The sequence below is a fragment of the Streptomyces sp. NPDC088252 genome, assembly GCF_044740965.1.
Classification (GTDB): Bacteria; Actinomycetota; Actinomycetes; order Streptomycetales; family Streptomycetaceae; genus Streptomyces.
Genome location: NZ_JBIURS010000004.1, coordinates 299,163 through 326,105, shown reverse-complemented (window position 1 = coordinate 326,105; position 26,943 = coordinate 299,163). Strand labels below are relative to the sequence as shown.

The 26,943-nt window shown below is 68.9% G+C and carries 34 protein-coding genes and 1 pseudogene; 25 read left to right on the top strand and 10 right to left on the bottom strand.

The genetic code is table 11. The features are described from left to right. The first annotated feature begins 405 nt into the window (after positions 1-405). Complete coding sequence (locus ACIOHC_RS11190) at positions 406-735, top strand: hypothetical protein (protein WP_401842484.1); 330 nt, start codon at positions 406-408, stop codon at positions 733-735. Positions 736-838: 103 nt separating this feature from the next. Here the strand turns inward: ACIOHC_RS11190 and ACIOHC_RS11185 are convergent, their stop codons facing one another. Further along, the gene (locus ACIOHC_RS11185; RefSeq protein WP_401842482.1) at positions 839-1,297 is read right to left on the bottom strand and encodes a hypothetical protein; all 459 of its coding nucleotides are present in this window, start codon (positions 1,295-1,297) and stop codon (positions 839-841) included. 99 nt (positions 1,298-1,396) lie between these two features. On the opposite strand from ACIOHC_RS11185, the gene ACIOHC_RS11180 reads away from it, so the two are divergent. Further along, complete coding sequence (locus tag ACIOHC_RS11180; protein WP_401842480.1) at positions 1,397-1,684, top strand: hypothetical protein; 288 nt, start codon at positions 1,397-1,399, stop codon at positions 1,682-1,684. 506 nt (positions 1,685-2,190) lie between these two features. Here the strand turns inward: ACIOHC_RS11180 and ACIOHC_RS11175 are convergent. Then, positions 2,191-2,334, bottom strand: a complete 144-nt coding sequence (locus tag ACIOHC_RS11175) for a hypothetical protein (RefSeq protein ID WP_401842478.1) — start codon at positions 2,332-2,334, stop codon at positions 2,191-2,193. 293 nt (positions 2,335-2,627) lie between these two features. Continuing rightward, positions 2,628-3,878 (bottom strand): helix-turn-helix domain-containing protein, encoded by a 1,251-nt coding sequence (locus tag ACIOHC_RS11170; RefSeq protein WP_401842476.1) that lies wholly within the window; start codon positions 3,876-3,878, stop codon positions 2,628-2,630. Between the two features lie 239 nt (positions 3,879-4,117). Here ACIOHC_RS11170 and ACIOHC_RS11165 point away from each other — a divergent pair, with 239 nt between their 5' ends. Beyond that, entirely contained in the window at positions 4,118-4,435 is a 318-nt protein-coding gene (locus ACIOHC_RS11165; protein ID WP_401842474.1) for a 4a-hydroxytetrahydrobiopterin dehydratase, read from the top strand. Between the two features lie 218 nt (positions 4,436-4,653). On the opposite strand, the gene ACIOHC_RS11160 is transcribed toward ACIOHC_RS11165, so the two are convergent. The 5 genes from ACIOHC_RS11160 to ACIOHC_RS11140 form a co-directional block, all read right to left on the bottom strand. Beyond that, positions 4,654-5,376 carry an ATP-binding protein gene (locus ACIOHC_RS11160; protein WP_401842472.1) on the bottom strand — a complete coding sequence of 241 codons (723 nt, stop codon included), beginning with the start codon at positions 5,374-5,376 and terminating at the stop codon, positions 4,654-4,656. A 2-nt stretch (positions 5,377-5,378) separates the two neighbouring features. Next, positions 5,379-6,242 carry a helix-turn-helix domain-containing protein gene (locus tag ACIOHC_RS11155; RefSeq protein ID WP_401842470.1) on the bottom strand — a complete coding sequence of 288 codons (864 nt, stop codon included), beginning with the start codon at positions 6,240-6,242 and terminating at the stop codon, positions 5,379-5,381. Between the two features lie 424 nt (positions 6,243-6,666). Further along, positions 6,667-6,993, bottom strand: a complete 327-nt coding sequence (locus ACIOHC_RS11150) for a hypothetical protein (protein WP_401842468.1) — start codon at positions 6,991-6,993, stop codon at positions 6,667-6,669. A gap of 119 nt (positions 6,994-7,112) precedes the next feature. After that, the gene (locus ACIOHC_RS11145) at positions 7,113-7,652 is read right to left on the bottom strand and encodes a GIY-YIG nuclease family protein (protein WP_401842466.1); all 540 of its coding nucleotides are present in this window, start codon (positions 7,650-7,652) and stop codon (positions 7,113-7,115) included. Positions 7,653-7,715: 63 nt separating this feature from the next. Next, positions 7,716-8,066, bottom strand: coding sequence for a hypothetical protein (locus ACIOHC_RS11140; protein ID WP_401842464.1), 351 nt, complete (start codon positions 8,064-8,066; stop codon positions 7,716-7,718). A gap of 203 nt (positions 8,067-8,269) precedes the next feature. Between ACIOHC_RS11140 and ACIOHC_RS11135 the strand changes: the two genes are divergently transcribed. The 16 genes and pseudogenes from ACIOHC_RS11135 (at position 8,270) to ACIOHC_RS11060 (ending at position 18,225) form a co-directional block, all read left to right on the top strand. Beyond that, positions 8,270-8,620: a hypothetical protein gene (locus ACIOHC_RS11135; RefSeq protein ID WP_401842462.1), complete on the top strand. Its 351-nt coding sequence runs from the start codon at positions 8,270-8,272 to the stop codon at positions 8,618-8,620. Then, entirely contained in the window at positions 8,617-8,997 is a 381-nt protein-coding gene (locus tag ACIOHC_RS11130) for a hypothetical protein (RefSeq protein ID WP_401842460.1), read from the top strand. The genes ACIOHC_RS11135 and ACIOHC_RS11130 overlap by 4 nt, the downstream gene beginning before the upstream one ends. Then, on the top strand, positions 8,994-9,629 hold the full coding sequence (locus tag ACIOHC_RS11125) for a hypothetical protein (protein WP_401842458.1): 636 nt from the start codon (positions 8,994-8,996) through the stop codon (positions 9,627-9,629). The genes ACIOHC_RS11130 and ACIOHC_RS11125 overlap by 4 nt, the downstream gene beginning before the upstream one ends. Next, a complete protein-coding gene (locus ACIOHC_RS11120; RefSeq protein ID WP_401842456.1) occupies positions 9,629-9,781 on the top strand; it encodes a hypothetical protein in 153 nt (50 codons plus the stop codon). The genes ACIOHC_RS11125 and ACIOHC_RS11120 overlap by 1 nt, the downstream gene beginning before the upstream one ends. A 73-nt stretch (positions 9,782-9,854) precedes the next feature. Further along, positions 9,855-10,181, top strand: a complete 327-nt coding sequence (locus tag ACIOHC_RS11115) for a hypothetical protein (RefSeq protein WP_401842454.1) — start codon at positions 9,855-9,857, stop codon at positions 10,179-10,181. 129 nt (positions 10,182-10,310) lie between these two features. After that, positions 10,311-10,448: a hypothetical protein gene (locus tag ACIOHC_RS11110; RefSeq protein ID WP_401842452.1), complete on the top strand. Its 138-nt coding sequence runs from the start codon at positions 10,311-10,313 to the stop codon at positions 10,446-10,448. A gap of 11 nt (positions 10,449-10,459) precedes the next feature. Continuing rightward, positions 10,460-11,656: a hypothetical protein gene (locus ACIOHC_RS11105; protein WP_401842451.1), complete on the top strand. Its 1,197-nt coding sequence runs from the start codon at positions 10,460-10,462 to the stop codon at positions 11,654-11,656. Between the two features lie 59 nt (positions 11,657-11,715). Then, on the top strand, positions 11,716-12,387 hold the full coding sequence (locus tag ACIOHC_RS11100) for a nuclease-related domain-containing protein (RefSeq protein WP_401842449.1): 672 nt from the start codon (positions 11,716-11,718) through the stop codon (positions 12,385-12,387). Continuing rightward, positions 12,384-12,635, top strand: a complete 252-nt coding sequence (locus ACIOHC_RS11095) for a hypothetical protein (RefSeq protein WP_401842447.1) — start codon at positions 12,384-12,386, stop codon at positions 12,633-12,635. Before ACIOHC_RS11100 ends, ACIOHC_RS11095 begins: the two co-directional genes overlap by 4 nt. Positions 12,636-12,883: 248 nt before the next feature. Further along, the gene (locus ACIOHC_RS11090) at positions 12,884-13,282 is read left to right on the top strand and encodes a hypothetical protein (RefSeq protein WP_401842445.1); all 399 of its coding nucleotides are present in this window, start codon (positions 12,884-12,886) and stop codon (positions 13,280-13,282) included. Beyond that, a complete protein-coding gene (locus ACIOHC_RS11085) occupies positions 13,279-13,881 on the top strand; it encodes a hypothetical protein (RefSeq protein WP_401842443.1) in 603 nt (200 codons plus the stop codon). Before ACIOHC_RS11090 ends, ACIOHC_RS11085 begins: the two co-directional genes overlap by 4 nt. Then, a complete protein-coding gene (locus ACIOHC_RS11080) occupies positions 13,878-14,735 on the top strand; it encodes a hypothetical protein (RefSeq protein ID WP_401842441.1) in 858 nt (285 codons plus the stop codon). Before ACIOHC_RS11085 ends, ACIOHC_RS11080 begins: the two co-directional genes overlap by 4 nt. 80 nt (positions 14,736-14,815) lie before the next feature. After that, complete coding sequence (locus tag ACIOHC_RS11075; RefSeq protein ID WP_401842439.1) at positions 14,816-14,968, top strand: hypothetical protein; 153 nt, start codon at positions 14,816-14,818, stop codon at positions 14,966-14,968. A 460-nt stretch (positions 14,969-15,428) separates the two neighbouring features. Beyond that, positions 15,429-16,142: pseudogene (locus ACIOHC_RS11070) on the top strand (DNA-methyltransferase); the annotation flags it as partial. Positions 16,143-16,303: 161 nt separating this feature from the next. Further along, entirely contained in the window at positions 16,304-16,795 is a 492-nt protein-coding gene (locus ACIOHC_RS11065; protein WP_401842648.1) for a hypothetical protein, read from the top strand. Continuing rightward, positions 16,792-18,225 carry a phage terminase large subunit gene (locus tag ACIOHC_RS11060; RefSeq protein WP_401842437.1) on the top strand — a complete coding sequence of 478 codons (1,434 nt, stop codon included), beginning with the start codon at positions 16,792-16,794 and terminating at the stop codon, positions 18,223-18,225. Before ACIOHC_RS11065 ends, ACIOHC_RS11060 begins: the two co-directional genes overlap by 4 nt. A 98-nt stretch (positions 18,226-18,323) precedes the next feature. Here the strand turns inward: ACIOHC_RS11060 and ACIOHC_RS11055 are convergent, their stop codons facing one another. Continuing rightward, positions 18,324-18,734: a hypothetical protein gene (locus ACIOHC_RS11055; protein ID WP_401842435.1), complete on the bottom strand. Its 411-nt coding sequence runs from the start codon at positions 18,732-18,734 to the stop codon at positions 18,324-18,326. Positions 18,735-19,036: 302 nt separating this feature from the next. On the opposite strand from ACIOHC_RS11055, the gene ACIOHC_RS11050 reads away from it, so the two are divergent. From ACIOHC_RS11050 to ACIOHC_RS11030, 5 genes are read left to right on the top strand one after another with little or no spacing between them, the layout of a single operon-like run. After that, a complete protein-coding gene (locus ACIOHC_RS11050) occupies positions 19,037-19,375 on the top strand; it encodes a DUF1360 domain-containing protein (protein WP_401842433.1) in 339 nt (112 codons plus the stop codon). Next, positions 19,372-21,057, top strand: coding sequence for a hypothetical protein (locus ACIOHC_RS11045; RefSeq protein ID WP_401842431.1), 1,686 nt, complete (start codon positions 19,372-19,374; stop codon positions 21,055-21,057). Before ACIOHC_RS11050 ends, ACIOHC_RS11045 begins: the two co-directional genes overlap by 4 nt. Then, the gene (locus tag ACIOHC_RS11040) at positions 21,054-21,290 is read left to right on the top strand and encodes a hypothetical protein (RefSeq protein ID WP_401842429.1); all 237 of its coding nucleotides are present in this window, start codon (positions 21,054-21,056) and stop codon (positions 21,288-21,290) included. Before ACIOHC_RS11045 ends, ACIOHC_RS11040 begins: the two co-directional genes overlap by 4 nt. After that, on the top strand, positions 21,283-24,669 hold the full coding sequence (locus ACIOHC_RS11035; protein ID WP_401842427.1) for a phage minor head protein: 3,387 nt from the start codon (positions 21,283-21,285) through the stop codon (positions 24,667-24,669). The genes ACIOHC_RS11040 and ACIOHC_RS11035 overlap by 8 nt, the downstream gene beginning before the upstream one ends. Beyond that, a complete protein-coding gene (locus ACIOHC_RS11030) occupies positions 24,669-24,839 on the top strand; it encodes a hypothetical protein (RefSeq protein ID WP_401842425.1) in 171 nt (56 codons plus the stop codon). The genes ACIOHC_RS11035 and ACIOHC_RS11030 overlap by 1 nt, the downstream gene beginning before the upstream one ends. 53 nt (positions 24,840-24,892) lie before the next feature. Here the strand turns inward: ACIOHC_RS11030 and ACIOHC_RS11025 are convergent, their stop codons facing one another. Next, positions 24,893-25,096, bottom strand: coding sequence for a hypothetical protein (locus ACIOHC_RS11025; protein ID WP_401842423.1), 204 nt, complete (start codon positions 25,094-25,096; stop codon positions 24,893-24,895). Positions 25,097-25,273: 177 nt separating this feature from the next. Here ACIOHC_RS11025 and ACIOHC_RS11020 point away from each other — a divergent pair, with 177 nt between their 5' ends. Then, positions 25,274-26,911, top strand: coding sequence for a major capsid protein (locus ACIOHC_RS11020; protein ID WP_401842421.1), 1,638 nt, complete (start codon positions 25,274-25,276; stop codon positions 26,909-26,911). The last annotated feature ends 32 nt before the right edge of the window (positions 26,912-26,943 follow it).

Genomic DNA, 26,943 nt, shown 5'->3' with positions numbered 1-26,943 from the left:
CTACGCCTCCTCAAGTCGGCAGGCCAGAACCGTACGCGCGACGATGACCAGCCGCCCGACCTGTGGATAACGCCGTCAGTCGGTGAAAGAGCCATCCATGCGCCGCTGATGACCGCCCAGCAGGTGCTTGCACTGCGGGCAGTGCCGCATCGTGCCCCGCTTCACCGCCCACGAGATCCCGATCGTGCACAGGTGCATGAAACCCACGGCACAGCTCTGGACCATCCGGGCCAGTCCCGGCTTCGTACACGTCCCGCAGTCCCGACACCCGCTACTCATTGCGCCCCCTCGTCGTCCGATCTGGAAAGTCGAAACCTACCCGCATATCAAGAGCCTGCGGCCACTTCCCGGACAACCTGCCGCATTCCTCAACGGGCGCCCCATCACGGGCGCTACGGTCCGGCCGTGCGATACACCTACCGCTGCGAGGCCTGCCGGCTCACCTGGGACGCCCACGATGACGTCTACCTGGCCAGGGCCGACCAGAAGCAGCACAAGTACCAGGCCCACCAGGGCGCCACGCCAGACGGTCAGATCATCGAAACCCCTGGCCCCCTCGACCAACTGGGATCGGCAGCTTGGGCCGGCCTCGAAGGAACAGCCCGGCTGATCATCCGTGGGCTCCGCTCCAAGGGGTTTCAAGAGGCGCAGCAGACCGAGTGGTTCCGGCAGGCCGCAATGCTTCTCGGCGGCGGAGTCCTAATCCTGATGGTCATCAACTGGATCACCCGCTGACCTCGACCGGACCGTGCATGTCAGTACCCTGGACGCGGACAGCGAAGAGCCCCCGACCAGCCACAAGCTGAGCGAGGGCTCTACCGAATCGGTCGGAGCGCTGCTACCGCCCGGCCGGTTGCGAGGGAACGCTGGCGGCATCAGCAGCCGGCGGCTGCGGCGGCCCGGCCACCATTGCCTGCACGAGCGCCATCAGGATCTCCGCACGCTGCTCGTCACTCAGCTTCCCGTCAGCGATCAGCCGCTCCGCAGCAAGGAATCGGGACAGCTCCAGTGGCTGATCAAAGTAGGACCGCAGGTGGCTGGCAGCTGCTTCCTGCGAGCGGACGAACGTCCGGCTCACGTAGCCCGCCAGCGCGGCCGAGACTGCCCCAAGGCCTCCAGCGACGATGCTGCCCGCCGTGGTGCTCGCCTTCAGCGCCACGATGACGAACGCGACGAGCAGCACGAAGCCCATCACCATTGCCACCTGCGCGTTCCGGAACGACTGCTTCGCCTGACCGGTAGCGATCTTGTGATAGAGCTCCAGCCGAGCGTGCGTAGCCGCCCACAACTCCGCCAACGCAAGATGCTGCGATCCTGCAGCGCCCGCCGACGAGGTAGACCCTGCCCCATCCGCAGCGTCCGCTTCCTCCCCATCTCGCGGCTGCGGAGGATGCACGTGCACACCCCCGTGCACCTCACCGCGGATTGTTACCCCTTGAGCATGCGCTGCCTCATTACGAAGCACACGCTCAAGGTCTCGCTCGGCCGCAGTCAGACGCTGGCGACTTTCACCGATGCTCTCGCTATCACGTCGTACCCGTTTTCCAATCAAAAGACCTGCAATGGCGAGAACGGCAATCGCGGACGCAACACCAACGGCAAGGAGAATTTTCTGCTCATTGGTTACGTCCCATTGATTAAACGAGCTCCACGCAGCGCTCACACTCACCACAAGGGTGAGTAGAACCACCAAACGTTCAGCCCTCAGCTGGCTGGTGCGCCAGAGGCGCTTCCTACGGGTCGAGCTGCTGGTTGGCATAGCCGATCAGCATGCCAACCAGCCTCGCTTCAGTCCAACCAGCAGCACAGAAGAAGAACGGATGCCGCCCCACACCCGAAATCGGGTGCGGGGCGGGACGCCTTGACCGAGTCGTGGCGTCATCCAGCGCCACCGGCGGACACGCGAACGCCCATGCACAAGCTGTAGTCCGGGCCAGCCGACGGGGTACGGCTGACCGGGACGGTTGGCCCCGCCCGCGACTGGCCGGCGGATGCAGCCGCGGACGGGAGATCAGGATTGGCTGCTCGCCTCCGGCTCGGCAGGCCACCGTGTTCCGGGGCGGTCCCATGACGGCCGGTGGTACGGGTCGTAGTGGTCGCCCTGGTGCCCTGGCTCCCGCGTGCACCGGGCACTCGTCTGCGGGTCCACGTCCCAGCAGTAGCAGGGGATGATGTCTGACGCCTCGTCCCTCATCGACGGGCCTCCCGCCAGGCACGGCCGAGCTGGACCACCGTGAGGCAGTGCTTCCCAGCTCGGCAGGCCGCGCAGGTGTAGGTGTGGCCGATGAACGTCTTGTAAGCGGCGTCCGGCGAAGGGTTCTTCAGGGTGGTCACTGGCGGCCTTTCCAGCAGGTGGGGCAGCAGCGGGGAAACCAGCGGGCTGAGGTGCCGTGCGCATCGACCGGGCGCGGCCCGAGGTCGTGAGCCGCGGCATTCGACAGGGGCGCGGCACACCAGACGCAATTCGCACCACGCTGCTGCGCGTCGGACAACGACGCCACGGGCGGAAGGTCGAACACCTCGATGGTCATGCGGGTAGGCCCCCCGGTCGTCGGATGGTGCTCAGACCGTAGGGGCGAGCGGAGCAAACAAGGGACAGGAATCCTGCCCCCGCCCACCTGTTCGAACTACGCCGCCAGCAAACCGAGTTGGTCAGCCAGCGCCGCAGCACGCTGCCGCCGGGACGGCACTCTCGATTCCGTCTCCTCGAGCACGATCCGCCGCGCATAGCCGTTGTACTTGATCGTCTCGGGGGCGACCTTGTGCGCCTTCTCCAGGGTGGCGAGCGCGGTCTCCGCCTGGCCGTCGAGCTGGTAGGCGCGGGCCTCCTCGATGCGGTGCCGGGCCAGCCGTGGGCGGGACGGGATCGCGGCCGTATCCGCTGCAATGGCCTGCCGCACGGATTCGCCGCCGGCCCGCAACTCCACCGCTACCGTCACTGCGTGGGCGCCCATGATGGCCTGCGAGAAGCTCGTGACCGGGTGGTAGTAGCCGGGGCCGAGCCTGCCAGCGGTGGCCTTCGCCTTGTCCCACCACCCCCACGCCGCCCCGGACTCCCCGCGGCGAGCAGCCGTGTATCCGGCCTCGAACTGGAGGGCCCCGGTGATTGCGCGAACGCGGTCGTCAGCTTCGGGCAGGAACTGCTCCAGGTAGGCGAGGGCCTCCATCGTCATGGCGTCCGCAGCGTCGAAATGGTCCGGGCCGGTGTCGCGGTGAGCCTGGGCGGCTAGCCATGCGGCTACGCCGATCGCGTGCGGGTCCTCGGACTCCTGCGCGGCGACCATGCCGCGCTCAGCCACGCGCCAGAGCAGGGCACTGTCGGGCTGGTACGCCACGAAGAACTGGCTGAGGCTGTACACCTCGGACAAGACGGCCTGCGCCGCACGTCGATCCACCGCCGAATCCGACTGCCGCACCGCCAGCTGCGCGTCCCGGATCAAGCCGGGCAGCAACTCGCCGATGACCTCACGGTGATTCGCCGCCTGGTGCCGGGCCGCCCACGCCTTCGCAAGCCGAGCCGCCAGGTGCGCCGCCGAGGGCGCCTCCCGATCTCCGCTCACCGTCAAGGCGTTGACTGCATCCCGGACCGCAGGCAGCCGCGAGTGACCCGGCCCGATGAACAGATCCACCGGGGCGGACTGGTCGCCGGTCAGGTCGGAGAGGTCCCGGACCCGCAGCAGCTCAGCGATACGCAGCACCAACGGCAGCTTCGGCATACCGATCTCCCCCCGCTCAACCTGCTTCACCCACGAGGGGGACTTGTCCAACAGGCCGGCCACCACTGGGCGGCTCATACCGCGCTTTGTCCGAAGAATCTGCATGCGCTGACCGAACGCCATGGGGTCGGCGTACGGGTCCGGGGTAGCATCGTCTGGCATGGCCTTGCCCCTCTCTGAACAGCTCGTCACTGTCAGGGTATGGGGCAGGGCCCTTCTTTGTGGGCTGCGTCACGTGTTCACGGACGAGCGAGAGCTCCTTGCGCCGGTCGAAGCCGGGCAGCGGCCCGCACCGCGGCGGGAGCTAGTCACCCTGGAGCGGGCAATGCGGCCGTGGCAGGATGCCCCGGTCGGCCGGGATCTCGCAGAGGCGCTGGCCCCGGTGACCGAAAGGGGATGACGTGGCAGGCGTACCGAAGCCGTTGACGGACGAGGAGATCGAGGCGCGGCTGGCAGGGTTGCCGGAGTGGACTCGTGACGGAGACGAGATCACACGCCGGGTGGACATTCGGTACCACGCAGGCGTCGCGTTGATCGTGCACATCGCCGACCGGGAACGCCGCATCGGCCACCACGCAGACATCGACCTCAGGATCGACCACCTGCGCATCGCCGTTACGACGCACGACGCTGACTACAAGCTGACCGACGCTGACTTCGATCTGGCAGCGCGGATCGACGCCATCGCTGTGGCACACCAGTCCACACCGCTCGACTGACTCCCGGCGCCGGGGGCAGTCATGACCGGCCAGGGTGCTGAAGGTCATGACAGTGCCGAGGGTCATGACAGTCGGGTGTGCGGAGCCGGGCAAGCAGAGCGACGGCTCACCATGCCAGCGGCCGGCGGGCGAACAACACAGCCCCGCCCCAAGCGGCGAGAGATCCCAATGCCCGACATCGGTGAACAGCAGGCCGACCGCGGGCGATGGGATCGGGATCACGCAGCAATCCGGCGGCGGTCGGGGCCGGTCATGGCGATGACGTGAGTGTCTTCGGAGAGGCGGGACACGATGCGCTCACCGAGCGCAGCAGTGAGGTCGCGGCCGTCGACGGACTTGGCTGGGAGGTTGCTGGTGTAGAGGGTCGGCCGGCAGGCGTTGTACCGCTCATTGATGAGCCGGTAAGTGACCTCCTCAGTCCACTCAGTGGCCTTCGCGGAGCCCAGGTCATCAAGGAGGAGCAGCGGGACGCGGCAGAGCCGGGCCAACTCTCCTTCGGTGCCGCGGGCGGAGCCGTTGGGCCGGAGCAGGCCGTACATGTCTGCGGCGGTCGTTGCGACGATCTCGTACGTACGCGGCCCGGCGGCGGCGATGCGCCGGAGCGCCCCGTACGCCTGGTACGTCTTCCCGGTACCGGTCGTGCCGGTGAGAAGCAGCGACCCGGCGGTCTCAGGGTCGGCGGCGACCTGGTCGGCCCACTGCTGGACGTCCGGGAGCGTGGCGTCACTGCGGCGGTAGCGGGGCGGCGTCGCCGTCTCCCACCGCCTCAGCGCCCACTCAGCACGGCGACGACGGTGGTACTCGGGATGGCCAGGCTCGTCGACGCTCGGGCCGTCGTCCACGGGGCCGCCCTGGAGGTCGGGGTGGCGCTCCTGGACACCAGCCATGATCCGGGCGAGAGCATCGGGAGTCTTGCTGCCGAGGGTGGCGGGTTCGGGCATGGTCAGAATCCGTTCTCGTACACGGACGGGTCGACGGGGTTGGTGTAGGGCTGCCAGCCACCGGCCACGGCACGCAGCGGCGGGCGCTGCTGGCGTTCGGACGCCCACTTCGCGCTGCGACGGATCCACTTCTGCCACTCGGCTGGCCAGTTGGCCCGGCGGCTGGCCTCGGCGCGGTGGTGGTCGACGAACTGCGCGGTCTCGTAATCGACGTCGAGTCCGGAGCCGAAGGTGTCGATGGCCCAGCGGCGCATCGCATCGGTGAGTACGAACCCGTCTTCGTCGATGGGGGCGGTCGGCGTGGGCTCGCGGCGGCCCGCGCTCCCCCCACCTACATCAGCCCCAGAGGTTGTTGGTGGTTGTACTGACGGTTGATTGGTGGTTAGGGCGGCGTTGAGTGCGTGACGGCCGGACGCAGAGTGCGTGACGTCACGCATTTCAAGTGCGTGACGGCCGGACGGAGAATGCGTGACATCCCTTTCTGTCACGGACGCAAAATCCGTGACCGTCACGGACGCAGAGTGCGTGACGCGCTTCGATCGGGACCGGCGCTTACGCTCGGCCGCAGCCTGCCGCTCCGCCTCTTCGGCCCGTTCCAGGTCGGCCCAGTCGGTGGCCGGGCGCTTCAGGTGCAGGGCCAACGTCCAGATGGTCCGGCCGTTCGTCTCGCCGGTCTTCTGGATGAGTCCGCCGGTCTCCAGCCGTCGCAGCGCGCGCTGCACCGTGCGGCGGTCGTACCCCGTGCGGTACTGAAGACGGAACACCGAGGGGTGCGCGCCGCCGCCATCCTTGTGGGCATGCTCAGCGAGCGCCTGAAGGACGTGGCGCGACGTGGTGTCAGGCTTGCCCTTGTCGGTAAGCAGCATGGGAGCGTCGTCCATGGCCCACGTGACTGCCTCGGTACTCAACAGGCTCTTCTCTCGATCGTGGTGATGCGTGGATCGCGGCCTCTCGCGGAGCCCGATCGGGGGACGGAACATCGCGCTTGCGGGTCGCAGTTGGGTGCGCAAGCCCGGTGTCTCCCAGGTGGTGGCCCGGGGCACGGCGGCCCCGGGCCAGGGAGGGGAAACGGCAGAGCGAACAGGGTCCGAAACCGGGATGGCGGGCCAGTGCTACGCCCTACCGCCGGTCGACGCAGCAGACCTTCTCAGCGACAGCGGTGGCCGACCGCGGGCAGCGAAGAACGCCAGCCCGGCTTCGAACAAGGTGAGGCCCCACTACGCCCGACCACCCCTCGGAGGGGCTTCCCTCAGACGTTCACTGCGGGACGGTTACCGCAGACCCGACGGATCAGCAGACCTCATCGGCATACAAGGCCACGGCCGACCGCAGCGCACGCAGCGTCGTCGCCCGATTCGGAGACTTATCGAGCGCCACCTCCATCGCCGACAAGGCCAGCGAGAACGCAGCATGCGACAACTGCTCCTCCTCCGACTCGTCCAACGGCGTCCTGGCCGGGATCAGGACATCCGCCAGACTCCGCCGGTCGGCGATCAGCCTGACCAGGCCGGCAGTCCTCTCGCGGATCAGCTCGTCCAGCCCTGCCAACGGATCAGTGCGTGAGTGGAAGGTGACCCGCACCTCACTGCTCTGGGGGTCGCTGGCGAGCGGGGGCATAACAGCCGTACGATTCATGACGAAGCCTTTCTCTCTAAACCGGGTTGGTTTCTTGATCAGCGGGCTGCAATCCCGCTGGTTCTTCGCGGCCGGGGTGGTGAGACACCCCGGCCGTACTGCTACGCGGCAGGGTTCCTGTCGGCGCGCTGCGCCTGGGAAGGGAAGCGCGAGTACATGCTGTCGACCCACTCAAGCGGCGGGTGATTTACTCCGTTCGGATACTTGCCGGACGCCAGCTTGTACGCCCTCTCAGCAAGGATCGCGACAGCTCCCGCGTACTTGCTGTCAAACCCCGCCTCCATCGCCTTGCGGCCCACCCTGTCCTTCAAGATGGTCGCGGTGGCGGCGATCACGAAAATGGACGTGCCCCTCGCCCGGGTCTCCCGGCTACGGCGGTCCGCGTACTCGGGCGTGCTGACCTGGTTGTGGCGCGGACGCTCGGCCTTGATGGCCTTCGCCTCCTTCTTGTACGCGGCTGCGCGCGTCTTATGCCACACCACGGTTCGCTGAGCTACCTGCGGCCACCAGGGCTTCTCGTGGTGGTCCTTGCAGCGCCTCGCGGGGTCGTAGCTCGACCCGATGTAGAGCAGCTCGCCGTCCTCGTCGTACAGGCGGTAAACGGCCGCGCGACGCGAATCGGGGGTGTTCGGTACGCTCACTGAGCGCCTTTCTCTCAGGTTTGGTGCACTTCGGCCGGGCGGCTCCACACCGCTCGGCCGTACTTACTTGGTGGACTCGCTGGGCTTCTTCTTCGGCGCGCGCGGTACGAGGCCGGACTTGCTGTCTCCAGCCAGAATCTGCTGAGCGCGAGTGACGGACACGCCGAAGTGCTGAGCGATCTTCTTCTGCGTCCACCCCTCCTTGCGCGGGGACTGCTCGTAGAGCGCCTTCATGGCTTCCTGGCGCTTCTTGGCGAGCGCCGGCGCCCCTTCGTTCCAGACCTTCAGGAGCTCCTTCGTCGCCTCGCCGACGGTCACAGGGTCCGCGAGTTCCAGGATGCTCTTGATCTGAGCGTCGAGCGTTGCGGCCAACTCCTTTACCTCCCTTACGAGTTCTTCGTGTCCTTCGGGCATGCCCGCTCTCCTCTCGCGAGTCCGCGGGCGGCCTCTCAATGACTCAACCGTAACAGGTACCTTGTATCAAGACCAGGTACCTGTTACGGTCTTTCTCGTGAGGCCGCCACGGCGACTTCGTACCAAATGGAAACGGCCCTGGTCGGGCTTCCACACACCGACCGGGGCCAGCCAGAAACCTGCTTCCGACAGGAGATCTGACCGTGTTCAAGGCTATCCGCCGCGCCCGTCGCGCGACACGCCGCACCGCCCGCGCCGTCCTCCGGGACCGCGCCCGCGCCAACCGACCCCATTCGCTCGCCTCGCACGTTCTGAACGGCGGCGAGTCCGCCGAGACGGCGAAGAGCATCGCCAACGGTCTCCGCACCGCCGCGAAGCGCCTCGGCCTCGTCGGAAAGGCCGGCCGAACCCGCCGGACCGTCGACGGGCGCGGCCGACTGCGCAAGGTGGTCCGCTACACCGCCGACCAGTTCCGGACCGCGCTCAACGCGTACCGCCCGCGCAAGGCCACGTACATCGCCGCCCGCGCCCGCCTCCTGGAGGTCGCCGCGTGATCACCTCCGACCAGCGCCAGACCCAGCACGCCCTGACCGCACTCGCCCACACCACCTACGGGCGCCGCCGCCTCATCGCCACCTGCGCCGAGGAGTACCTCGCCCAGATCGACCGGCTCCGCCTCCCCGTGGGCTACAGCTCGCCGATCACCGACGACCGCGGCAACCGGGCCGACGCCTACCGGATGCGCCGCGGTGACCAGTTTGCGCGGATGCTCGGTATCGCCTGCCACCCCAGCGACGAGCACTTGCCCGCCACCGCTCGCGCCGTCCTCGACATCGTCGACGCACCGGTCCGGCAGCTCACTGCCGCAGCCACCGCGACCGGGCAGCCGCACCTCGTCGCCGCCCTGCACATTGCGGGGGTGGCCGCGTGACGACGACACCGCAGCAGCTGACCGAGAAGCAGCTCGTCGCGGCCGGCAGTATCCGCCGCACCCGCGACGGTGCCCGCACCATCACCACGACCGCTACCCCTGCCGGTGTCTCCGGCCGGATCACCCCGGCGGGACGTGCTTCGGTGAACGCCTCCCGGACTCACCTGATGCCCGTCGGCGCGCAGCTCACCGCTGTGGCCAAGTTCGTGGCCGGTCACCGGCCCACACACGTGATGACGGAGGCTGGCCGAATGACGGCCGCGCTCGCTATCGCGCGAACCGCCCCCGCATCCCGGCCTCTTCTTGCAGAACTGCCGTTCCCTCACCGCGAGGAGACCCGCGCCAAGTACGCGCTCCGCACCCTCAAGCACGCCTGGGCTATGGACGCAACCATCCGCCAGCACCTGAACGCCATGGCGGAGGCGCTGACCCTCAGCTGTAACCAGATGACCGAAGCCGCCCGCATCCGGCTCGCCGGAGAGATCACCGGGCACCGGCAGAACGAGGTCGACGCGGTCCTCGCCGCCGCCCCGACCGTTCCCCCGTACGGCACCTGCCGCGCGTACGCCCAGCTCCTGCTGGACACCGCCAACGGCAGCCCGCTCGGCCCCGGCCTGACGGAGGCGTGCTGATGGACGGCAAGACCGCCACCGAGGCCGAGCGCGTCGCCGAACTCCAGCGCCAGGCCGCCGCCGACTACACGGCCGCGCAGGAGCGGGAGGCCGAAGCCCGTAACGCGCTGGCGTTCGCCCGCATGCACGGCAACGAAGCCGCCAGCAGCTGACCCGCCCACCAGACCGGCCGGGCCGCGAACCTCCCCCCGCGGCCCGGCCACCCAAACCCTTCAGGAGCACCCCATGCAGAACACCCATGTCTTCACCGAGCCCTGGCCCAAGGGCGTCATCGCCCGCTACCTCACCGTCGGCGGCGCCACCGTCGACCTGAGCACCCTGCGGTTCACGACTCGATACACGTGGAAGGGCCGCCCTTACGTCAGCGATGAGGCCCGCGAAGTTGAGGGCTTCACCTGGGCCTGCGGGGGTTGCGACGCCACGAGCTCGACCAGCGGACGCAACCACATCCGTTTCGACTACGGCCGCTACCTGCCCAACGAGCGCCACGAGGCCAGCGAGGACGCCAACAAGCACGCCGAGGAGTGCCGCGCCCTCCCGCGCCCCTCCTGACCACCACCCGTCTCCGGGCCCGCACCCCGCAGGCCCGGCCATCCCGGAGACCGTCATGCGCTTCGTCTATGCCCTCGGCATCATCTGGCCCCTCGTTCTCGTCGCCTACCTCATCGGCCGGGGCCTGTGATGCGACACCACTTCCAAACGCCCCTGGCTCGCTGGGGCTTCACCACCCTGACCATCCTCGGCGCCGCCACCGGCCAGTACACGGCCGCACTCATTACCGGCGCCCTCGCCACCTACGCCTGGAACACCCACCGATGAAGGGCCCGCCCATGCTTTCCCAAGTGCAGAACGTGGCCGAACAGGTGCCCGTGCAGGCATGGGCCGCCCTGCTCTCCCTCGCCACCCTCACCTTCGGCTACCGCATCGCCCCCACCCTTCGAAGTCGCACCAGCCGGCGGAAGCCCCGCGACACCAAGAAGCGCCGCAGCACCATCGGCTTCCTCGGCATGGGCCTCGTCGTCGTCGCTGGCCTCGCCCTGTCCACCAACACCTCCGCCCGCTTCGCGGAGAAGCGCCTCCACCTGGAGTCGCCGTGGCACATGACCGTCGGCCTCGTCCTCGAAGCGATCGTCATAGGCCTGTCGGTGTACGCCTGGGCGTTCAACGACAAGGGCGCGACTCGGGCCGCGTACTTCCTCGTCTTCGTCCAGGCGGTCGGCGCCGTCGAGGTCGTGAGGCAGGAGCACGAGGACCTCGGTACCGCGCTCGTCCGGATCGTCGGCCCGGTGATGCTCGCATACGGCCTCCACAAGCTGCTCGGTCTGGAGGCGAAGCTCGGCCACATCGAGATCCAGCCCGACGGGCTGCTCGCCCGCGCCTGGCGCGACCGCCTCAAGCGGCTCGAATCCAGGCTCGGGATCGGGTCGCGCGGCGCGGACGCCGAGTCCATCAGCCGCCGCAACGCCCAGGACAAGCTCGTCGCCCTCGTCACCCTTGGTAAGCCCCGGAGCATGCGGCAGCGCGCCTACGAAAAGGCCCTGATGCGGGCGGGTGACGCCTCCTTCCACGGCCTGAACGACACCCTCGACGAGTACGGAGTCGAGCTCCGCATCACGACCCGTATCGACCGCATGCGGGCCTTCAAGAACCTCCCCGACCGGGCCGAGGAGTACGCCCTCCGCTCCCTGCGCCCCTCCACCGCGCCCCAGGGCGCACCGGAGACAGCACCCGACGGCGCCAGCACTCTGACCAGCGAGGGCGCACCAGGGCGCACCCCGGCCCACGGTGCAGGCACGCCCAGCGCGAACCCCGGCACGGCGCAGGCGAACCAGGGGCCCGCTGGGGGCAACCCGGACCGCCGCACCCTTGCCTTCGATCTCTACTTCGACCTCCGCGGCACCGGGCCAGCCCCCTCGCAGAACGCCTTCGAGAAAGCCTGGCGCGACGCCGGATACGGCCTGAAGACCGACGACATCCGCGCCCTCTACAAGGACGTCCACACCAAGGTCACCGGTAACAACCCGTAGCAACCGGCCCCTACATGCGATCCGGAATAGACAACAACCCGCGCCCGAAGGACACACCCATGACCACCCTGCTCGTCTTGGCTGCGATCGCCACGTGGCTGTACACCCGCTACAAGCGGCGCCCCAGGACCGGCCCCGGCGCATCGGCCGCCGCCCGTGCCCGCCAGCTCCGCACCCCCGCCGTACGGATCGCCGACGCGTTCAACATCCCCACCCAGCAGGGCGCTCTGGCCGATCGGTCCGAGGCCGGCGCCGAGGGGGAGCGGCGCACCGCGGCCCGGATCAATCCGCTGCGCCGCGAAGGGTGGACGATCCTCCACGACCTCGCCCTCCCGACCGGGAAAGCGAACGTCGATCACCTCGCCATCAGCCCCACAGGCGTCGTGATCATGCCGGACACCAAGCGGTGGTCCGCACGATTCCGGATCCGCACCAGCGGCGGCCGGCTCTTCCACGGAGACCTCGACGTCACCAACCGGCTCAACGGGGTCCGTCACGAGACACGCACCATCGCGAAGGCCCTCGGCGTCCCCGTGATCCCGCTCATCGTCATGGACGGCGCCCCCATCGAGGGCGGCGAGCTGACCTTCGACGGCATCCGGATCGTCCCCGCCGAGCGCGCACCCGAGACCCTGCGCCAGCTCGGCCGTGACCGCACCGGCCACGACGCACAAGCCCTCGCAGCCCGCGCCACCCACCTCTTCCCCCCGCACACGAGGAAGCACCAGTGACCACGACCTACTACGCACCCCGGCCCCGGCCGGCCGACCCGCGGGCCACCTGTGCCCCCGACCGCCTGGCGCACGACGGCGACGTCCGGCAGACACTCGGCACCGACCTGCCCAACGGGTACTCCTGGGCGCGCCGCGCCGCCCTCACCGTCCTCCACGGCGGCGACCCGACCATGCCCGGCCCCGACGAGATTCAGGCCCGCGCCCGGATGATCGACGCGATCGCCCGGTGGGGAGTCCGCGCATGAGTGCCAGCCGCGGTACCGAGGCGCCCGAGGTCGTTACTCCGACACGGATCATCCCGGCCGGTGAACCACTTCCCACCAGGGACGACAAGCCTGCACCGCCCCCGCCCCGTTCTCAGCCAACTGCCGCTCCACCACCGCCCCCACCCCCACCGCCTCGGCCCCCCGCTTCGCCACCGGCCAGCCCGTCCGCGGGGGACTGGTGGCGCCGGGCCGCCACCCCGCCAGCGCCGCCCGCCACGCCCCCGCCGATGGACATCCACATCCACATCGACCCCTCAGCGTGGCTGCCCGTCGAGCCGGAGCCCGAGCCCGGCCCGCCCTGGTGGATCCGATGGCGGCCCGGCTACCAGGCCGCATGCATTGCCGCCGGACTGCCCATCACCGGCACATGGTCCGATGTCCTGGCAACGCTCCGAGACGAAGCCAGCCTGACATCAGCCTGGGTCATCGCAGCGATCCCGCTCGGCATCGCCGCTATGGCGGACAACGTCTACCGGATCGCCGCCGCTGGCGCGCACCCGGAGCTCTGGCTGCCCAAGATCCGGGCCGCCTGCGCCCGGATCCTCCTGTGGGCACTGACCCTGGCCACCGGCCTCGCCCTCCCCATCACCACCGTCATCTACTGGATCACCGGAGTGCAGAAATGATCCCCAACGTCACCCTGGCCGCAGGCGTCGGCGACATGACCGCCTACACCCTCACCAGCGCCGGACTCGCCCTGGGCGTCGCCCTCCTAGCCGTCGAGCACATCACCTGGTGGCGTGGCGGCGGGGGAGGGAAGGGGGCCGCTGCGGCTGAGGGCGGCGGCAAAGCGAAAGATCCGATGGAGCTGATCCCGACATGGTTCGGGATCGCGTTCGGCACCTTGATGGTCGCCTGCCCGGCCGGCCTCCTCGGCTACGCCTCCGGGTTCCTGCGCTGGGGCGGCAACGGCATCGGCGGCCTGGTCATGTCGTGGATGACCGGCACCGACGCGCAGACGGTCAGCAACTCGGCCGCCCCGCGCCTGGACTATGGAGGCGCCCTCGTCGTCACCGCACTCGTCATCACGCTGTGGCTGCTCCGCAAGAAGTTCCCCAAGGTCACGAAGGGCAAGTTCAAGAAAGGCATCTTCATCGGGGTGCTCCTGGCCATCGGCACCGGCATCTTCGCGATGATCGGAAACCTGGTCGTGCCCAGCGCAAACGACCTCGGTCACTGGGCGCTCGACTCGATCCTCCACGGCAACGTCGGGGTGCTGGTATGAGCCGCGACCAGACCACCACCCAGTGGCTGCGCGCCGCCACGAACCGCATCGCCACCGGCTCCGCACGCATCTGCCTCGTCTACTCCCGCCGCACCACCATGAAATGGGTAGGGAAGGGGCGCGCCGCGTTCACCGCCATCAAGGAGTGGCTGGGGGAATCCGACGGCATCGCGCGGCTGGCCAAAGTCGCCATGCTGGTAGTGGGGGCCCTGATCCTGCGGAAGGTGTTCCTCGGCCTGGTCACCGGGCTTGCCCACCTGGCCCATTCGCAGTCCGTTCGGTGGCTGCTGTGGCCCGCAACCGTGGCTTGGCTCATCGCCGCCTACCGGGTCGGGCACCCCGACTGGGAGCCCCCGGCCGACCCCGAGCCCGAGCCGGATCGGGCAGAGGAATCGGCCGCAGCGCGGCCCGAGCCCGACTCGGTGCAGAAGCTGGCTGAGGAGCAGCCCGAGCCCACGGAAGCCGCAGCACCGCCCGTCGAGGAGCCGCCGCTGCCGTCCCACCAGGACCTCCACGAGGCCCTCTCCAGGGTCGGTACACCGCACGCCCACATTGCCGTCCTCGCTGAGGACTTGGGGACCACTGCGGAGCGTGTCCGCGCGGCCCTCGATCAGCTCTCCATTCCGGTGGAGGCGGTGAGGATGCGTGGCCGGGGCTCCTCCACTGGCGTTCGCGCCGACCGCTTCCCCACCCCGGTTGCCCCTTCTGTCGGTGTTGTTGGTGCAGGTCAGAGCACCAACAACGACAACAACAACACCGTAAACCTGGTCCACCGAGAGGGGCTCGTCATCGCCTACACCGACGACGAGACCAACCCCGTCCGCACCCACGTGCACGTCAAGACCGACGCCTGACGGTTGCCTGATCCGTCCGTCTCGTACGGGCGGTGAGGGGAGCTGGGGCAGGCCCGGCGGTCACGAGAAAGGCACCCTGCATGAACCTCACCCGCTACCGCGTCGAGGACGCTGACGGCACGTTCCTCGACGAGTTCACGACCAACTCAGAGGACTTCGCCCGCGAGCGCATCGACCGGATCCGGAAGTACCACCCGGACCCGGCCGTCACCGAAACCCCCGACAACGACTGACCGCCTGAGACATACGAGGAGAACCATGTTCGGCAGGAACAAGGACAAGGCAGAGACCGCCCAGCTTCCCTACCCGGCAGCCACATCCCCGACCAGACCCCGCCCCCGGTCGGCGCGAGCGTCCCCGACCAGCGGCCCAAGTGGCTCCAGAAAGCCGAGGACAAGAAGAAGCACTGAATGCGGGTCAACACCTGGCAGCCGTAGGCCCCGGTGTCGGTCCCGGCCCGTACCGTGGACGGCATCCCATACGCGCTGCTGGCTGCTGCGCTGCTGGACCGAGGCCCTGCCCTAGTGACTTGAGGGCAGGGCCTCCCTGTGTCCCGCCCCACCATTCCGATACCAAGTTCCGGGCATGCCAATTGAAAACCGTACAAATGGGTATGTCGGGGTCAAGCCTGCCCCCGTAGGCCGTGTACCAACTCGCTCGCACCCGCGCACGCGACCGCACGAAAGCAGACCCATGCCAACCTGGACCGTCCACCACGGCGACGCCCTCACCCTCCTCCCCACCCTCAACACCCTCGTCGACGCCGTCATCTGCGACCCCCCATACAACAGCGGCGGCCGCACAAACGCCGAACGCAAAAGCCAGGGCGCCCGCGACAAGTACGTGAACGGGAACGTCATGCACTCTCTGCCCGACTTCGACGGCGACACGAGAGACCAGCGCGGATACACCCACTGGCTCGGCCTGATACTCGCTGGCTCTTACGGACTCACCCGCCCCGGCGGCAGCCTCCTCACCTTCACCGACTGGGCTCAGCTCCCCGCTACCACTGACGCCCTCCAAGCCGCCGGGTGGACCTGGCGCGGCATCATCCCCTGGCGCAAACCCATCAGCCGCCCCGTGAAAAACGGGTTCCGCCGAGAGTGCGAATACGTCCTCTGGGGAACCCGCGGGGAACCGCTCCGGCACGCACCGACGATCTACCTTCCAGGCATGCTCGAAGGGTCACAGCCACGCGGCAAGCAAAGGCACCACATCACGCAAAAACCCGTCACGGTCATGCAGCAACTCGTCCGCATCGCACCCGCAGGCGGCACCGTGCTCGACCCATTCACAGGCTCCGGGACCACCGGAGTCGCCGCGCTTACAGAGGGCCGGCACTTCATCGGTATCGAGCAGTCCGCACAATACGCCGAGGTAGCACGCCAGCGCCTGGCCGGAGCCATAGGCTGCGTAAAGACCTCCGGCAGGGACACGAAGGCTGTCCGGGCTGACCGGCGACTGTGCCCGCACAGCCCGGACACCCTCCAGTCGCATAAGACGGAATCTCAATGGCACATACCCCGGGCCGTATCCTCGTGTCGACGTACGAGAACGGAAGGGGCGCCATGCGAGACACGACAGACCAGCCTCGTGACGGCAACGGCAAGTACGAGTACGTCAACACAGCCGTTCAACGCGACGCCGCCGCGTCCCTCCTCAAGGCGGAGGGGAAGACCTACCAGGAGATCGCGGACACCCTCGGCTACTACGACCGCGGCCACGCCTGGCGAGGCGTACAACGCGCCAGGACAGCCATCCTCCGCGAGCCCGCCGAACACCTCATGCAGGTCGAGGCCGAACGCCTGGACGAGCAGTACGTAGCAGCACTCAGCATCCTGGAACGTGAGCACGTCATGGTGTCCCACGGCAAGGTCGTCTGCGACGACATGGGGCAGCCCATCCTCGACGACGGACCGAAGCTCGCAGCGCTACGAGAGATGCGGCAGATCCGTGAGAGCTACCGCCGCCTTCACGGCCTCGACTCCCCGGCCAAGGTTGATGTCGGCGGAGAGCTCAAGTACGAAGTCGTCGGGATTGCCCCGGAAGACCTTGCGTGACCACCATCCGCTACGAGCCGCGGGGCGCGGCCCAGGACTTGTTCCGGGCACGGCAGTCAGAAGTCGTCGTTGCCGGCCCGGCCGGCACCGGGAAGTCCCTAGCGTGCCTGTTCCGAATCCACCTTGCTGCGCTGAGCACCCCGGGGATTCGGTGCCTGATCGTCCGTAAGACCGCGGTGTCGCTCGGTTCGACGACCCTGGTGACGTACGAGAAGAAGGTCGCGGTCGACGCGCTGGCCCGAGGCATCGTCCGCTGGTTCGGCGGGTCCCCGCGCGAGGCCCCTTCCTACCGGTACGCCAACGGCTCCGTGATCGTCGTCGGGGGCATGGACAAACCGGAGAAGGTGATGTCCGCAGAGTACGACCTGGTGTTCGCGGACGAAGCTACCGAGCTCACCCTGACGGACTGGGAGTCAATCGGTACACGTCTCCGTAACGGTGTGCTGCCGTGGCAGCAGCAGCTCGCTGCGTGCAACCCATCGCACCCTAAGCACTGGATCAAGCAGCGGGCCGACCAAGGAACGCTGCGCATGCTCGTCTCCCGGCACCGCGACAATCCCGCCTACACCCACGCCGATGGCACCCCCACTTCTCAGGGCGAGGGCTACTTCGCGAAGCTTGACGCCCTCACTGGAGTCCGCCGTCTCCGGCTCCGCGACGGCATCTGGGCCGCAGCTGAAGGGCTGGTCTACGACGGCTGGGACGATGCTGTCCACCTCGTTGACCCATTCCCTATCCCTGCCGAATGGTCGCGTTGGTGGACCATCGACTTCGGGTACTCCAACCCTTTCGTGCTCCAGTGCTGGGCCGAGGACCCCGACGGCCGTCTCTACCTCTACCGGGAGATGTACCGAACTCAACGCCTCGTAGAGGACCACGCTCTCGACATTCTCCGCCTCGTACGCCGCTGCGCCGCCTGCTGCGGCTCTACCCGAAGCAAGCACGACTGCCAGACCTGCGAGGCCTGCACGGTGGAATGGATGGAGCCGAAGCCGCAGGCAGTCATCTGCGACCACGACGCCGAAGACCGGGCCACCCTCGAACGCCACCTGCACCTCCCGACCACAGCCGCCCGCAAGACCGTGTCACCAGGCATTCAGGCCGTGCAGTCCCGGCTGAAAGCGGCAGACGACGGGAAGCCCCGCCTGTTCCTGATCAAGGACGCGCTTGTCGAGCGTGATCCTCGGCTCGACGAATCGAAACGACCGGCCTGCACCGAGGAAGAAGTCCCCGGCTACGTATGGGCAGTGAAGCCCGGCGGCGAAACGAAGGAAGAACCCGTGAAGTCAGACGACCACGGGCTCGATGCCTTGCGCTACATGGTTGCCCAGTTCGACCTCGTCGGCCGTTCCATGGTGAGCGCACCTGCTGGCCAACGCACCGCGCGACCGTCCGCGGCTGCCGCACGCTACGGGCGCCGCATCGGGTGAGGCCAGCTGCGGTCCGGCCAGTACCAGCGCCAGCGCGCGGAGCTCTCCGGGCCCCCGACTGCTGCGAGTGCCCGGAGATTATTCACGCGCCTCGTAGATCAGGCAGCCCAGCTCCCGTTGGACAGGGCAGTCGAACGGAAGGTGAAGTAGAAGCGGGTGCCCGTCTGCACGTTGGTCGCGATCACGTTCCACTGGCCCCCGGTGGCGAGCGTGTATTCCGCCTGGCAGGACACCTGTCCTGAGCTCGGCACCCAGCACACGGCGACGTAACGGTTGGTGTTGGGCTTGATGTTGATGTCGGAGCAGTTACTCGTGGTCGTGAGAGTGGCGGATCCGGCCGGGTAGTACGCGATCCCGTCAGGCTTTGAGTAGGACTTGGCACTGCCGTAGCAGGACATCACTGCTGACTCGCTTGACTCGTTGGCCTGCGCAGCTGGCGCGAGGGCCATGGTGCTGCCGACGAACGCGGCCGATAACAGGACAGCGGCGACGCGCTTGCGAATGCTCACAGACAGTTCCCCTCTGTCGGATCGGGACATGGTGGTCCCCCTGGCGGCTCACAGTCCGTAGGCCCCAGCAGTGGGGCCCATCCGAACTGACCCCAGAAGCTATGACACATCACACTTGACGGGTAAGCGCTTTATTAGCCAAGCGGGATGGGTTTGATGGGAATTCTGAGGTTGCTGGTAATGCAGAGATCCAGCGTCATACCGTAAATATTCCCGCCTCGGAGAACCTTGGCCGCAAAATTTTCTGTCACGGGGTTAGGATCGGGCACTGCACCGGACAAGCTGCGGCGGAGGCAACCCCCGTGATCACGATCGTCGAACTCGTCATCCTGGCCTTCGCGGCCTACAGGGCAACGCAGCTAGCCGTCCACGACAGCATCCTCGACCCCGCCCGAGACCGCGTCTTCGCCTGGCACGAGAAGCGGCCGGAGGCCAAGCTCCGCGAGTTCGTGATCAACCTCATCTCCTGCACCTACTGCATGGGCTGGTGGATCAGCGGCGCCATCCTCGCCACCTACCTCATCGTCACCAGCCAGTTCGGCGGCACACCGCTCCTGGTCCACGGCATCGAGTGGTTCGCCGTCGCAGGCGGACAAGCACTCCTCAACCGCCACGACGACAACCGGCAGGTCACCGCATGACCCGCGAACTCGTCGGCGCAGCCACCCGATACACCACCCGCACCGCGAAAACGACCGCGCAGAACCCGTCCCGTGCGCAGCAGGCCACGGCCTGGAGCTTCTACAAGTCGACGCCCGAGGTCCGATTCTTCGCGAACTGGATCGGCAACGCCATGAGTGGGGCGAGGCTCTATGCGGGCCGCCGCCGCCCCGACGGCAACATCGAGCGCGCCCCCGAAAACCACCCCGCCGCCCAACTCGTCGCGACGATCGCGGGTGGCCCCGACGGGCAAACACAGCTCCTGCGGAACTTCGGCCGGCACCTCGCCGTCGCTGGAGAGGGCTGGGCCGTCATCCAGCCCCGCAAGGACGGTGAGGAGTGGCATGTCCTTTCCGTCATGGAGGTCACGCAGAAGTCCGGGGCCCTGCAAGCGGAGATCGACGGCCAGGCGGTCAAGATCCCCGCAGGCAACGCCGATACCCCTGCCGCGTCCATGGACCCGATTGCCATCCGGGTATGGGATCCCAGCCCGGTCCGGCACCTCGAAGCAGACTCCCCGGTCCTGGGCAGCCTCGAACAGCTCGATGAACTCAAGCTGTTGAGTGCCGCAGTCCGTGCGATCGCTCGCTCCCGGCTCACCGGCCGCGGCGTCCTCCTCGTCCCGCAAGGCACGCGCTTCCCGTCCACGCCTGGCACGTCGGACGCCGAGGACGACCTGATCGACGTCTTCATGACGGTCGCCGAGACCGCATACCGCGACCCGGAATCCGCCGCCGCGACGGTTCCGATCGTGCTGGAAGTTCCGCCCGAACTCCTCGCCCAGATCCAACGCCTCACGTTCGAGTCGGACTTCGACGAACTTGCGATCAAGCTCCGCCAAGAGGTCCTGACACGGTTCGCGAACGGGTGCGACATCCCCGCCGAAATCCTCCTCGGCATGGCGGACGTCAACCACTGGGGCACCTGGTCACTCACCAGCGAGGCGATCCGCCTCGGGATCGAACCGCGCCTGGCCACGGTCGCCCACGCCCTGACCACACAGTGGCTGCGCCCCCTCCTGGAAGGCGACCACGTCGAAGACGCCGACCAGTGGATGGTGTGCGCCGACTCCTCCCCGCTCCGTGTCCGTACGAACCGCGCACAGACCGCCCTGGAGGTCTACGACCGCGGCGGCATCTCCGACGTCGCGCTGCGCCGCGAAACCGGCTTCGACGAAGCAGACGCCCCCACCACCGCCCCACGGAGGCCCGACATGCCCACCACTCCCGTGCCCGCGCCCCGCCTGCCTGCCGACGAGACCACCACGGAACCCGACACCCTGCCCGCCTCCGCGCAGCCCGCCAGCTCCGCGCTCATCGCCGCAGCGGACGGCCTGATCTGGTCAGCCCTCTCCGCAGCCGGACGCAAGTTGGAGCGCACCCCGGCCTGCCCCCGCTCGCAGCGCGCGCAGGCCCGCGAGATCGAACCCGCCGCACTCCACACGCTGGTCGCGGTCGACGCCGTGCAAATCGATCAGTGGAAGCTCCTCGATGGGGCATGGTCGCGCGTGCCGGAGATGGCCACCCGGTACGGCCGCGACCCGGAGTGCCTGGCCGCGGTCCTCGACGAGTACGCCCGCGAACTCATTGCCGCCGGTGTCCCCCACGCCTTCGAGCAGACCGCTGGCGTGCTGCACGCCCCATGCCTGGCTGTCGCGGCATGACCCGCCCAGACCAGGCCCGCCACGCCCCGGCCGTCCAACCACCGCCTGCCGTCCACGTGCCGCTCGCCCCCGGCGATGTCCACGCCGACTGGTGCACGGTGTGCAAGGCCTACACCGTCCTCACCGGCACGACGCTGCTCCTCACCTCTGGCGGCGTCTCCACCGTCGGGACCTGGCAATGGTGCGAGGTCTGCGACGATCCCACCGACCAGCAGGAGCTCGCCCGTGGATGAGGCACTCCAGGACGCCCTGGACGCAGCAGAGGCCGACGTCGCCGCCGAGGTGGCCGACGTCCTCGCTGAGGTGGCCGACGAGTTCGCCGCCGAGCTGGCCGACGCCACGGAGATCGTCGCCGCCCGTTTCTCCGTAGCTGGCATTGCCCGCATGTGGGGGCAGCGCGTGCCGCTCCTCGTCCGCTGCCTCCTCGGCGTCGCCGAGACCGCCGCAGAGAACACCGCCGCGGCGGTTGACGCCGAGATGCCCGACGACTGGGACGACCTCCCAGCCCGGTATGACGACGACACCCTCCCCACGGGCATCGAGCAGTACGTCGAGAGCACGGAGCACCTGCTCCGCGCCGTCGGCGACCGCCTGGCCGACGTCGCCGTACGAGAACTCGCCGTCGGCGTGGACGCGGGCGAGGACATCGAGCAACTGCGCGCCAGGCTCCGCGACGCCTTCGACCGCGAGGGGGCGCAGCTCGGCACGATGCGCGAGGAACGCATCGCCCGTACCGAGTCAGCCCGCGCCTGGAACGCGGTGACGCTCGCCGCCGCCCAGGAACTCACCGGCCCGGACCGCCCCCTGGTCAAGCAATGGCTGACCCGCCGGGACACCCGGGTCCGGGACTCACACGACAAGGCCGACGGCCAGCTGCAGCTGCTCGACGACCCGTTCACCGTCGCCGGTATCGAAATGGCCGGCCCCGGCGACCCGGCCGCCCCGCCCGCGCTAACCGTGAACTGCCGCTGTGTCGTGGCCATTGCCCGCGCAGACCGCACCGCCGCCTACCGGCTTACGAATCCACGGAAGGAACCGAGCGTGCCCGACCTAGTGACGGCTGCGGCCGACGGCAGCCACCGAACGGGCGCCATGGTCGCTCTGATGCCCACCCCCGAGGACGCGGAGCGCCTGGCCGTCGAGGGCGGGGAGCCCGTCGAGGAGTTGCACCTCACCCTGTACTTCCTCGGCAAAGGCGCCGACTGGACCGTGGACCAGCGCAACGAGCTGATCGCCAACGTCCAGAACCGCGCGGCAGACCTCCAGCCCGTCACCGCCCGCGCGTTCGGCGCAAACCACTGGAACGCCGGCACGGACTCCCCGTCCTGGGTGTGGGCAGTCGGCGACGACCGCGACCGCCCCGACGACGCCCCGGACCTCAGCGCCGCGCACCGGGCGGCGACGGACGCCCTCGAAGACCGCCACGGCCCGGACATCCCCGTCCAGCATTCCCCCTGGTCGCCCCATATCTGTGCCGCGTACAGCGACGACCCGGCCCTCCTGCCCCAGTTGGAGGAGCGGTTGGGCCCGGTCACCTTCGATCGCATCCGCCTGGCATTCGCCGACGACTACACGGATATCCCCCTCGGCCCCCAGGAGGAGCCCATGGAACCCGAAGAGACCACCGCCGACGGCATGCCGACCCGGGCCTGGTCCACCCCCGATGACACCGCGATCGCGTTCGAGAACGAGGAGACCGGCGACGGCCGGATCTTCGCGGCCGGTTCCCTGTACTGGGAGAAGGCCAGCCTTCCCCTCCAGTACGCGGACGAGATGCTCATGGGGCACGAGGGCGCCGAACTCGCCGGAGCGATCGAGACCGTGGACAGGGACGGCGACCGCATCACCGCATCCGGCGTCCTCTACGCCAGTCGCCCCGCTGGAGCGGACGCCGTGATGCTCCTCGATGAGGGCGCACCCCTCGGCATCAGCGTCGACCTGGACGACGTCGACGTGGAGTTCGTCAGCCGGGCCACCGAGGACCACGAGGGCCTGGCCCTGGCCGCGTCCCTGTCCTCGGCCAGTCTGCTGCGCCTCCCCGACGGCGCATGGATGATCACCACCAGCACCGCAGCGGAGTGGACCGCGTCCGGGGCCGCGCTCTCCCGCACCCAGCACGCCGTCCAGCTCATCACCGGCCCCGGCGGCGTGGTGTCCGCCGACGCCGTACGCGCCGCGTTCACCGGCACCGGGGTCCTCACGGCAGCGGCCGGAGACGCCGACGACCCGGAAGGCGGCACCGTCGTCCACACCGAGAAGACCGGTGACCTCCTGCTGCGCGTCACCCGGGCCCGGCTGCGCGGGGCCACCCTCGTCGCCATGCCCGCTTACAACCGGGCCCGCATCGTGCTGGACCCGGTCGAGGAACAGGCCAGCGCACATCCCACCACCGAGTTCGGCCAGCTCCTCGCCGCCGCGCCCGGCGACGTGCACTGGAAGGTTGTGGCCTACGTATCGGCCTCCCCGGTCGCGGTCGGCGCCCGACAGGTGGCCCTGGCTCTGGACATCACCATGGAGGCGGCACGAGGCCACCTCACGCGTGCCGTCGAGGCCGGGCGCCTCGTACGTCTGAGCCGCGGCCTGTACGTCGGCGCCTCGACCATCCCCGAAGGGACTGAGGTCACGGCTGCCGCCGTTCCAACGGACGGCGAGGACCCGACCCTTCAGGACCTGGTCGCGTCCGCCTGGACCGCGATGCAGGACACCGACCCCATGCCCGCCGCCTGGTTCGCCGAGCCCACCCCGCAGGAGCTGCCCCCCGGCTCCGGCGGCGTCCACTACTCCGGCGGCAGGGTGTACGGGTGGGTCGCCCAGGCCGGTGAGCCCCACGCCGGGATGCCCGGCCGCAACCTCACCATCGACAGCCTCGGGGACATCGACACCACCCACTTCCTGCGCGCGAAGTTCAAGCTGGACGACGGCAGCCTCATCCGCGCCGGAGCCATGACGATGAACGTCGGCCACCACAGAGACGGGGCCGAATGCGAGACGGCGTCCTGCCAGTTCGACGACACCCGCACCGTCGCCGGGATCGTCACCGTCGGCATGAACGAGCGGGGCATGTGGTTCTCCGGCGCGGCGGGGCCCTGGCTCAGCGAGTGGGACCGGAACACCTTCGCGGCATGCCAACCCTCGTATCACATGAAGCAGGCCCCCGGTGGGAAGTGGCAGCTGCGCGCGGTGCTGTCCGTCCCCGTCCCCGGGCACTCCAGCCCACTCCTCGCCTCGGTCGCGGAGCGCTCCAACCTCGCGCTCGCCGCCTCCGCCGCCAACAGCCCGGACACCCTGTCCGGACAGGGGACGGACACGGCGGACTCCCCGTCCGGAGTCCTGCCCGGACAGCGCGTCTCTGCTGCCACTGACCTGCCAGGACGCCGCCCGGACACCCTGTCCGGACACGGCCCGGACACCTCGGGGGACGTCGTGGAAGCCGTGGCCGCGCTGCTCACCAGCCCGGACTTCCTCGACCGATTCACCGGCGCCCTGGAGACCAGGGAAGCCGAGCGCACCGCAGCCCGGGAAGAGGTAGAACGGCTCACCGCTGCCGTCGCCCCTGCCCGCCAAGAAATCGCCGCCAGCATGGCCGGCACCGTGATGAGGGGAGAGGCCTGATGGCTTGCTCATGCCAGAAGAACCGCCAGCAGTACGAGGTCGTCGCGGCCGGAGGGAAGGTGGTATTCACCACGGGTTCGAAGCCGACCGCCGACTCCGTGTCCAAGCGCTACCCGGGCAGCGAGGTCCGGGAGAAGGCCAAGGCCGGGGCAACAACTGCCGCGAAGTGAAGACCCCCCGGGGCTGCACGCCACGGTGTGCAGCCCCGGAGTGCCTACAGGTGCTATGCCTTGCTGTCCTTCCCCCGCGGGCCGGGCAGGGGCGGCATGCCGGGCGGCTCCAGGAGGTCCAGGAGCTGCTCCACGAGCCACTCCCGTGGCTTGTCCGCAAGAGCGTCACGTAGACGCTCCCTGCGCCGGCCGCTCATCTCCTCTGCTACCTCCCGCTCCACCTGCCGCTGAATGTGTCGAATCGTCGTATCGCCCATGCTGGGACCGTAGAGGCAACGGCAGCAGCACTCGACCAGTTCGCGCCAATCCGGCGACCGCACGAGGCGCCGGACCTTGACACCAACCCGCTGACCACAACGGCGGGCTAAGATTCTCAGCACTGACGACCGCTGGTTCTGGGCCGGGTCTCCTGATCGCTTCAAGGAGATCCGTCCATGGACCCGTTCGAGCTTCCCGACGACATCACCACCCTCACCGACGATGAGCTGTCCGCTCTCCTGGAGGGGGCCGTCGAGGCCTTCGACACCAAGAGCACCAGCAGCGTCGTCACCCCGAAGGATCTGGACCAGATCCGGGCCCTCGCGGCCGGCGTCGAGAACATCCGTACCGAGCAGGCCACCCGCCACCAGGCAGCCACCCAGGCCGCGGCCGAGATCGACGCCCTGGCGGCACAGGTACGCGGAGCCGACCCGGAGCCGGAGCCCGCCGCCGAGACCACCGAGCCCGCCGAGGCGACCGAGCCCGTGGCCGTCGAACCGGAGCCGGAGCTGGAGCCCCAGACCGCGACTGCCTCACTCGTGAGCCGTCCCGCCCTCAACCTGTCCGGTGTCCGCCGCCGCCAGCCCAACGTCCTCCCGCCGCCGCCTGCCCCGACGACCGTCATCACGGCGGCCGTTGACGTCCCCGGCTACACCCCGGGCGCGGCCCTCGACTTCGACGACATCACCAAGGGCATCACGTCCCGGGCGACCGCCCTCAAAACCGCCGGTGGTGGTGTCGGTCAGGTCATCTCCTACCGGCACCCGTACGAACAGAACCTCATCGTCACGGACTCCTCGTCGGCGCCGGAGGGGACCACGGTCACGCTCGCCGCGTCGAACCAGCGGCGCCTCCCGCAGCAGGAACTCATCGCTTCCGGTGGGTGGTGCGCCCCTTCGGAGACGATCTACGAGCTGACGGACACGGCGTGCCCGGACATGCTGTGGGACGCCCCGGAGATCCAGTTGTCGCGCGGTGGGTTGCGCTACTACAAGCCGCTGTCCCTGGACGTCGCGGCGCTCACGTGGGTGCACACCGAGGCCGACGACATCGCGGGTGCCGAAAAGCCCTGCTACAAGATCCCGTGCCCGGACCCGACCGAGGTCCGGTGCCGTGCGATCGGCGTCTGCCTGGAGTCCGGGATCCTGACGCAGCGCCATTTCCCGGAGCTCGTGTCCTGGTACCTGCGTAACGCCATGGTCGCGCACGAGATCCGGATCCGGCAGGAGCTGTTCCAGGACGCGCTGAACACCGCAACACGGGTGACGATGCCGGTGTCGTTCGGTGCGCTGTCGGCCGTGTACGCCGCTGTGGCGCTCCAGGCCGCCGACGTCATCGAGCGCCACAGCCTGTGTGAGTCCACTGCCCTTGAGGTGGTGTTCCCCTGGTGGAGCCGGAACCTGTTCCTTTCGGACCTGGCCCGCCGTAACGGCGTCAACCCGAACGAGGTGACCGAGGCCCAGATCCAGGGCCTGTTCGCCCCGCTCGGTGTCCGTGTGCAGTGGGCGCGCGGCCTGGCCCCGGCCGTCCCGACCGACATCGGCGCAGCCAACCCGGCCACCGGATGGCCCGACGCGGTCAAGTTCCTCATGTACCCGGCCGGTTCGCTCCAGATCGGCCGCGGCGAAGAGGTAAACCTCGGCGCCATCCACGACTCGACGAAGTTCCGCACCAACGACTACACGGCCCTCTTCACGGAGGAGTGCAGCACGCTCGTCGACCGGTCCGTCGACACCCGCCTCGTGACCGTTCCGGTCTGCCCGGACGGGTCCACCGGCGCCCAGCTCGAAATGGTCTGCGCCGCAGGCAGCTGACCCCCCAAACGTGGCTGGTCCCAGGGTCGAGG

Coding starts and splice junctions, on each gene's coding strand:
- ACIOHC_RS11170 (WP_401842476.1), bottom strand. CDS start 3,878: ATGCCAGACGATGCTACCCCGGACCCGTACGCCGACCCCATGGCGTTC.
- ACIOHC_RS11160 (WP_401842472.1), bottom strand. CDS start 5,376: ATGCCCGAACCCGCCACCCTCGGCAGCAAGACTCCCGATGCTCTCGCC.
- ACIOHC_RS11155 (WP_401842470.1), bottom strand. CDS start 6,242: ATGCTGCTTACCGACAAGGGCAAGCCTGACACCACGTCGCGCCACGTC.
- ACIOHC_RS11150 (WP_401842468.1), bottom strand. CDS start 6,993: ATGCCCCCGCTCGCCAGCGACCCCCAGAGCAGTGAGGTGCGGGTCACC.
- ACIOHC_RS11140 (WP_401842464.1), bottom strand. CDS start 8,066: ATGCCCGAAGGACACGAAGAACTCGTAAGGGAGGTAAAGGAGTTGGCC.
- ACIOHC_RS11120 (WP_401842456.1), top strand. CDS start 9,629: ATGGACGGCAAGACCGCCACCGAGGCCGAGCGCGTCGCCGAACTCCAG.
- ACIOHC_RS11115 (WP_401842454.1), top strand. CDS start 9,855: ATGCAGAACACCCATGTCTTCACCGAGCCCTGGCCCAAGGGCGTCATC.
- ACIOHC_RS11110 (WP_401842452.1), top strand. CDS start 10,311: ATGCGACACCACTTCCAAACGCCCCTGGCTCGCTGGGGCTTCACCACC.
- ACIOHC_RS11105 (WP_401842451.1), top strand. CDS start 10,460: ATGCTTTCCCAAGTGCAGAACGTGGCCGAACAGGTGCCCGTGCAGGCA.
- ACIOHC_RS11100 (WP_401842449.1), top strand. CDS start 11,716: ATGACCACCCTGCTCGTCTTGGCTGCGATCGCCACGTGGCTGTACACC.
- ACIOHC_RS11090 (WP_401842445.1), top strand. CDS start 12,884: ATGGACATCCACATCCACATCGACCCCTCAGCGTGGCTGCCCGTCGAG.
- ACIOHC_RS11085 (WP_401842443.1), top strand. CDS start 13,279: ATGATCCCCAACGTCACCCTGGCCGCAGGCGTCGGCGACATGACCGCC.
- ACIOHC_RS11080 (WP_401842441.1), top strand. CDS start 13,878: ATGAGCCGCGACCAGACCACCACCCAGTGGCTGCGCGCCGCCACGAAC.
- ACIOHC_RS11075 (WP_401842439.1), top strand. CDS start 14,816: ATGAACCTCACCCGCTACCGCGTCGAGGACGCTGACGGCACGTTCCTC.
- ACIOHC_RS11065 (WP_401842648.1), top strand. CDS start 16,304: ATGCGAGACACGACAGACCAGCCTCGTGACGGCAACGGCAAGTACGAG.
- ACIOHC_RS11045 (WP_401842431.1), top strand. CDS start 19,372: ATGACCCGCGAACTCGTCGGCGCAGCCACCCGATACACCACCCGCACC.
- ACIOHC_RS11040 (WP_401842429.1), top strand. CDS start 21,054: ATGACCCGCCCAGACCAGGCCCGCCACGCCCCGGCCGTCCAACCACCG.
- ACIOHC_RS11030 (WP_401842425.1), top strand. CDS start 24,669: ATGGCTTGCTCATGCCAGAAGAACCGCCAGCAGTACGAGGTCGTCGCG.
- ACIOHC_RS11025 (WP_401842423.1), bottom strand. CDS start 25,096: ATGGGCGATACGACGATTCGACACATTCAGCGGCAGGTGGAGCGGGAG.
- ACIOHC_RS11020 (WP_401842421.1), top strand. CDS start 25,274: ATGGACCCGTTCGAGCTTCCCGACGACATCACCACCCTCACCGACGAT.